6 protein-coding genes are annotated in these 6522 nt (G+C 47.1%); 3 read left to right on the top strand and 3 right to left on the bottom strand.

Annotated elements, in window-relative coordinates; all coding sequences use genetic code 11:
• Positions 1-1140: methyl-accepting chemotaxis protein (locus N5P32_RS17200; protein ID WP_265730236.1), on the top strand; the 1140-nt coding region annotated here is incomplete at its 5' end.
• A gap of 93 nt (positions 1141-1233) precedes the next feature.
• Here N5P32_RS17200 and sstT read toward each other — a convergent pair.
• A complete protein-coding gene (sstT, locus tag N5P32_RS17195) occupies positions 1234-2457 on the bottom strand; it encodes a serine/threonine transporter SstT (RefSeq protein WP_265730235.1) in 1224 nt (407 codons plus the stop codon).
• Between the two features lie 223 nt (positions 2458-2680).
• Here sstT and N5P32_RS17190 point away from each other — a divergent pair, with 223 nt between their 5' ends.
• Entirely contained in the window at positions 2681-3319 is a 639-nt protein-coding gene (locus N5P32_RS17190) for an NAD(P)H-dependent oxidoreductase (RefSeq protein WP_265730234.1), read from the top strand.
• Positions 3319-4038, top strand: a complete 720-nt coding sequence (locus tag N5P32_RS18095) for a DUF3750 domain-containing protein (protein ID WP_322783890.1) — start codon at positions 3319-3321, stop codon at positions 4036-4038. Before N5P32_RS17190 ends, N5P32_RS18095 begins: the two co-directional genes overlap by 1 nt.
• Positions 4039-4093: 55 nt before the next feature.
• Here the strand turns inward: N5P32_RS18095 and N5P32_RS17180 are convergent, their stop codons facing one another.
• Both N5P32_RS17180 and prlC read right to left on the bottom strand, forming a co-directional pair.
• Positions 4094-4354: a YheV family putative zinc ribbon protein gene (locus tag N5P32_RS17180; RefSeq protein ID WP_265730233.1), complete on the bottom strand. Its 261-nt coding sequence runs from the start codon at positions 4352-4354 to the stop codon at positions 4094-4096.
• A 20-nt stretch (positions 4355-4374) separates the two neighbouring features.
• Positions 4375-6405 carry an oligopeptidase A gene (prlC, locus tag N5P32_RS17175; RefSeq protein WP_265730232.1) on the bottom strand — a complete coding sequence of 677 codons (2031 nt, stop codon included), beginning with the start codon at positions 6403-6405 and terminating at the stop codon, positions 4375-4377.
• Positions 6406-6522 lie beyond the last annotated feature (117 nt).

Here is a 6522-nt window from a genome sequence, read left to right as displayed (position 1 = left end):
AACACAATACTGGATGAGTTGCTTGAACAAGGACAACAAAGCTACGCCCAAAGCCAAGCAAATTACGAAAAAAGCCGAAACAACATGATGGTGTTAATCGTCATCGCTTTGGCAGCGTCCATTCTTTTGGCATGGCTAATGTTACGACGTCTTAACCAACGAGTATCCTCGCTACAACAACACATTTCCAGCGCCAGTGACAAATTAGACCTTGGCTCAGTCATGTCCATGTCAGGCAAAGACGAGCTGAGCGACATTGCCCAACACTTCAACCAGTTTACTACCAAGATTCGTACGGCCATCGAAAACGTCGCAGAGAATTCGCGCCAACTGGCTCACACGGCCAACGATGTCGCTGCAAAAGCCAAAGCCACACACACGAATTGTCTAAATGAACGCGACAGAACCACACACATCGCCACCGCCATTCATGAAATGGGCGCGACGGTAGAAAACATCGCCGAGAACGCTTCCCAAGCGGCAAAAGCCGCACAAGAAGCTGACAAACAAGCCCATCAAGGCGCGGGATTAGTGGCAAAAGCACGTCAAGGCGTGACATCATTGTCGACAGAAATTCAGCACATCAGCTCGGACATTGGCTCATTAGCGACTCAAACCGATTCGATTGGCAGCATATTGGACACCATTCGCAGCATCTCAGAACAAACCAACCTACTCGCCCTAAACGCAGCGATTGAAGCGGCTCGTGCAGGTGAACAAGGGCGAGGATTCGCCGTCGTGGCCGATGAAGTACGAAATCTTGCTAGCCGCTCAGCGGCCTCCACGGATGAAATCCAGAAGATGATTGATCAGTTGCAAGAACAGTCCGCCAAGACGGTTGCTACCATTCAGTCAGGACAAGACCAAAGCAACACAGTAGTGGGACAAGCCAACGAAGCAAACAGCGCGTTGGAACAAATCACCGCGCATATTGGTCAAATCAGCGACATGAACATTCAAGTTGCCACCGCCACAGAAGAACAATCCCTTGTGGTGAACGACATGAGTAAAAACGTCGAAGAAATCAACCAACTCACAACAGAAACCTCAGAAATTGCCGATGAACTGACCGCATCCAGCACCAATTTGCAAAAATTGTCTGCCCAGCTGGATCAACTGGTGACACAGTTTAAGCTTTAACGTCTTTGGTCTGTCTGCCGCAGAATCGACGATTCTAGCCACAAAAAAGGGAAGCCAGTGCTTCCCTTTTTTGCGTTTTAGCCAAATACCGACTTATGGGTTTTTGGTATTTTCCAAACACGCCGCGGCTGTAAACAAGACATCGGTTGAACTGTTCAACGCGGTTTCGGCTGAATCTTGCAACACACCAATGATAAAGCCCACCGCCACCACTTGCATCGCGATGTCATTCGGAATGTTAAATAAACTACACGCCAATGGAATCAACAATAACGAGCCACCCGCCACACCAGACGCACCGCACGCCGACACTGCAGCGATAATACTGAGCAACAGTGCAGTTCCAAAATCTAACGAAATGCCCAGCGTATTCACCGCCGCAAGCGTCAATACCGTGATGGTGATCGCAGCGCCAGCCATGTTAATGGTCGCACCCAATGGAATAGACACAGAATAAGTGTCTTCGTCTAACTCCAAACGCTTACAAAGGTCTAAGTTAACCGGAATATTGGCCGCCGAACTGCGAGTGAAAAAAGCCGTAACGCCACTTTCTCTTAAACACTTAAATACCAATGGATACGGATTGCGACGAATTTTCCAGAAAACCAATAAAGGATTCGTGACAAACGCAATAAACAGCATGGCACCAACCAACACCGCCAATAGATGCGAATAACCCAATAAGGCATCAAAGCCTGTGGCTGCGATCGTACTCGCCACCAAGCCAAAAATACCAAACGGGGCCAAACGAATAATGACCGATACAATACTGGTCACACTGGTCGCCAGATGTTGCAATGATGCTTTTGTGGATTCAGACGCATGACGCAATCCCAAACCAAAACCAATCGCCCACGTCAAAATGCCCACATAATTGCCTTGAACCAAAGCATTCACTGGGTTATCCACCATTTTAAAGACCAATGTACGCAGGACTTCACCCACACCCTGAGGAGCGCTTTGGCTTAAATCTGGCGACACCAAATGCAATTGCGTAGGGAACACAAAACTGAACACCACAGCGATTAACGCCGCGATAAAGGTACCAAACAAATACAACACCAAAACAGGACGAATATGCGTTTGTTGAGCCTGTTTATGGTTAGCGATAGACGCCATTACCAATAAGAAGACCAAAATTGGCGCAATGGCTTTTAACGCTTTTACAAAGAAATCGCCCAACAATGTGGTCGACAGCGCAATACTTGGCGAGAGATACGCCAAGGCGATACCGCAGACAATACCGATGGCAATTTGCAGCACCAAACTACCACGCAAATAGCGCTGTAACAGCGATGGTTTAGGGGTTAACGTCATTAGAAAGGGGTCCATTGAAGTTTTCGGAACCGCACCTTACTGCATCCGACTAAAAAAATGAACCATTTTAGGGCGTTATCTCGGATATTAATGCCATATCTCAACCAAGTTCCACATTTAACCGATCATTCAACTTCCTTACTTTATGCTCAAAGCAACGCTTGAAGTTCCCTCTTTTAAGTCCAATATTGATGCCATACACACACCGATTTAAGGAATAAAAATGTCAAACCTGTTAGAAAAATTGAACTGGCGTTATGCCACAAAAAAAATGGACTCAAGCAAAGCGGTTGAGCAAGACAAAGTAGATCGTATTTTAGAAGCCATCCGCCTTACCGCGACATCAAGCGGCCTTCAGCCATACGAAGTCATCGTGGTAAAAAACAAAGCACTTCGCGAAGCCATTGTGCCTCACGCATGGAACCAAGCACAAATCACCGACGGCTCTCACCTTTTAGTGTTTGCGGCATGGGACAACTACACAGAAGAACGAATCAACAAGATGTTCGATCTTGTCAACGACGAACGTGGTTTTAAAAACGAAGGTTGGGAAAACTACCGCCAAATGATCCTTGGCGCTTACCCTCCACGTGATGCCGAAGTGAATTACCAACATGCAGCACGTCAGGCTTATATTGGCCTTGGCACAGCGTTGATTGCAGCGGCCGAAGAAGGCGTTGACAGCACACCAATGGAAGGCTTCGATCCAGCAAAAGTGGATGAAATTCTGGGCCTTACAGAGCGTGGACTTCGCTCTGTCATCCTGCTTCCTTTGGGCTACCGCGCCGACGAAGGTGACTGGTTGAAAGACCTTAAAAAAGTACGTCGTTCTACAGAAGAATTTATTACTGAAATGAACTAATTTGCTGTTTCATTGAAGCAACAACGCCAAAACGCCAGTCTTCTGGCGTTTTTTTTGCCCATTTTTCAAATTTAGCAAAAAATAGGGAACAGTCGCCCAAAGTCACAAATAGTGACCCGAATACACCAAAATTTGCGTATGTTATTAGCAATAAAATCCCCAACAGACCAAGGACAAAGCATGGCAAAATATGTCGGACTGCTCTTTATCTCGCTTTTTTAAGCGCGTGCTCTTCCAATGACAGTTGGCGTACCGCCAGTCGCGAGCCTGCTGGCATCGCACCATCGCCTGAAACAGAGAAAGACGCGGTTATCGAATTTTATGCCGCCGACGCTTACAGCTGGCGCGGCTGGTTTGCGGTTCACACTTGGGTCGCAACCAAGGAAAAAAATGCCGCGCAATACACGGTACATGAAGTGGTTGGTTGGCGAGTAAATCGAGGCCTTCCTGCCCTTTCGGAATACCAAACGCCGACGCCGGATCGTTACTGGTTTGGCGCCAAGCCAGAAAAAGTACTGTCTCTTGTTGGCCCAAAAGCCGAAGCATTGATTCCAAAAATAAACGCCGCTGTAAAACGTTACCCTTGGGCAAACGAATACACCGTATTCCCCGGCCCAAACAGCAACACGTTTCCCACTTGGATCGGTTTACAAGTACCCGAGCTCAATCTTGATATGCCTTTCAGCGCCATCGGCAGTGGCTACGCAGACAACGAATAAAAAAAGCGGACTCACCTCTCGATCAGTCCGCTTTTTCTTCACTCTCTGTACGTCATCAGTGCTTGGTCATTCCCGGATTCGGTATGAAGTTAATCACTACCTCTTCCGTTTCTGGCGCGCTGCTATGAGGCTGATTCACTCGAGTTGGAATCTCCGTTGGCTGCGCCTGAACAATGGTCGATTGCTCATCCGTATAACCACAAGAAATGCATTCACGATATTGTTTTTCAGCGTCGTCATCGCGCCATGCACGAATCTTATCCATCTCACTGCAACGAGGGCACACCGCCCCAGCGATAAAGCGTTTTACTGTCATAACCTTATACCTTCTAACCTCTACGCCGCGATGCCGCTGTGTCTCAATAAGGCATCGGTACTTGGCTCACGACCACGGAACTCAGCGAACAAATCCGCTGCCGGACGGGAGCCGCCATTTGCCAATATGGTATCACGGAAGCGTGCACCGGTATCTTTATTGAAGATGCCGTCTTCTTCAAATTTTGAAAAAGCATCGGCGGACAACACTTCGGCCCATTTGTAGCTGTAGTAACCAGCCGCATAACCGCCTGCAAAGATATGCGAGAAGCTATTTTGGAAACGATTAAACTCAGGCGGTGTAGTCACCGCGACTTTACTGCGCACATCGTCGATAACCGATTGAACAGAAATGCCTTTTTGGTATTCCATATGCAAACGGAAGTCGAACAAGGAAAATTCCAACTGACGCATCATCTGCATGCCGGATTGGAAGTTTTTCGCTGCTAGCATTTTGTCTAACAAGTCCTGTGGCAATGCTTCGCCCGTTTCGTAATGACCGGCAATATGAGCCAATGCTTCTGGTTCGTAACACCAGTTTTCCATGAATTGACTTGGCAATTCCACCGCATCCCACGCCACACCGTTAATACCCGATACCGAAGACACGTCCACTTGGGTCAACATGTGGTGCAAGCCATGGCCAAACTCGTGGAACAAGGTGGTGACTTCGTCGTGCGTCAACAAAGCCGGTTTGTCACCGATAGGTGGCGTAAAGTTACATACCAAGTACGCGATCGGCAATTGCAAACGGTTGTCGCTCAAACGACGACGAGTACGGCAAGAATCCATCCATGCACCGCCGCGTTTTGCTTCGCGTGCATACGGATCTAGGTAGAAGCGAGAAACGTCTTCCCCATCTTTGCTGATAGTGAAAAGCTGCAAGTCCTTGTTATAGCTATCGAAATCTTTTTCTTCACGAATATCCACACCAAATAATGTTTGTGCCACGTGAAACAATCCAGACAAAACCTTGTTCATTGGGAAATAAGGACGCAGTTCTTCTTGAGAAATACTGTACTTATGCTGACGCAATTTTTCCGCGTAGTACGTCATGTCCCAAGCGTTCAATTTTTCCACGCCGTTTTCGTCTTTCGCGAACGTTGTTAGCTGCGCAAGATCTTGTTCTGCCGAGTTTTTTGATTTTTTCGCTAAATCGTCTAAGAAATCAATCACCTGCTGTCCGTTGTCGGCCATTTTGGTCGCAACGGACAATTCCGCGTAATTATCGAACCCTAAAATCTGCGCCATCTCATGACGTAATTGCAGAATTTCATCGATCAAAGGCGCGTTATTAAACTTGATGTCGCCGCCTTGATCAGACGCGCGCGTTGCAAAAGCGCGGTACATTTCTTCGCGAAGTTCGGCATTGTCGGCGTAACTCATTACCGGCATGTAAGAAGGGAAATCTAAAGTGAATAACCAACCGTCTTTTTCTTTGGCTTCGGCCATTTGTTTGGCTTGTGCCAACGCCGATTCTGGCAAACCAGACAGTTCGCTTTCGTCAGTGATTAACTTGCTCCAAGCTTGTGTCGCATCCAACACGTTTTCACCAAACTGACTGCCCAACTCAGATAAACGCTGGCTGATCTCGCCATAGCGTTTTTTGGCGTCGCCTTCTAGACCCACACCAGACAATTCGAAATCACGGATCGTTTGAGTCAAGGCTTCAGTTTGTGCTTGATTCAGCTCTTTTGCTGCTTCACTTTCAGCAAGATTTTTATACGCTTGATACAAGGCTTTGTTCTGGCCAAGATCCGTATAAAACTGTGTCAATTTTGGCAAGCAGGCGTTATAAGCTGCACGCAATTCTGGGGTGTTCTTTACAGAATTCAGATGGCCAATCGGCGACCAAAAATTGTTTAGGTCGTCATGCAATTGATCCAAAGGCAAAACAAGGCTTTCCCATGTTGGATGCGTATTTTCGCTCACACAGGCGTCTATTGCCGATTGATTGTGCTTCAGTAGTTTCTCTAGATCCGCTTCAATGTTCGCAACATCGACGTCGGTAAAATTCGGTAAACTGGTCGCGTCCCATACAGACTGTGACATATCGTGATATCCTTTTATATTAATTGAACGCTGTATTGCATTGGTCAATACTATGCTTACTAAGATAGGTTGTCTTAACTCTTTTTCAATGCATAAACGCCTATTGTGTTAATAGTT

The organism is Marinomonas pontica (assembly GCF_026191375.1).
GTDB classification, from domain to species: domain Bacteria; phylum Pseudomonadota; class Gammaproteobacteria; order Pseudomonadales; family Marinomonadaceae; genus Marinomonas; species Marinomonas pontica.
Note: the sequence above shows the minus strand (reverse complement) of the source record. Positions and strands in the feature narration are given on the sequence as shown.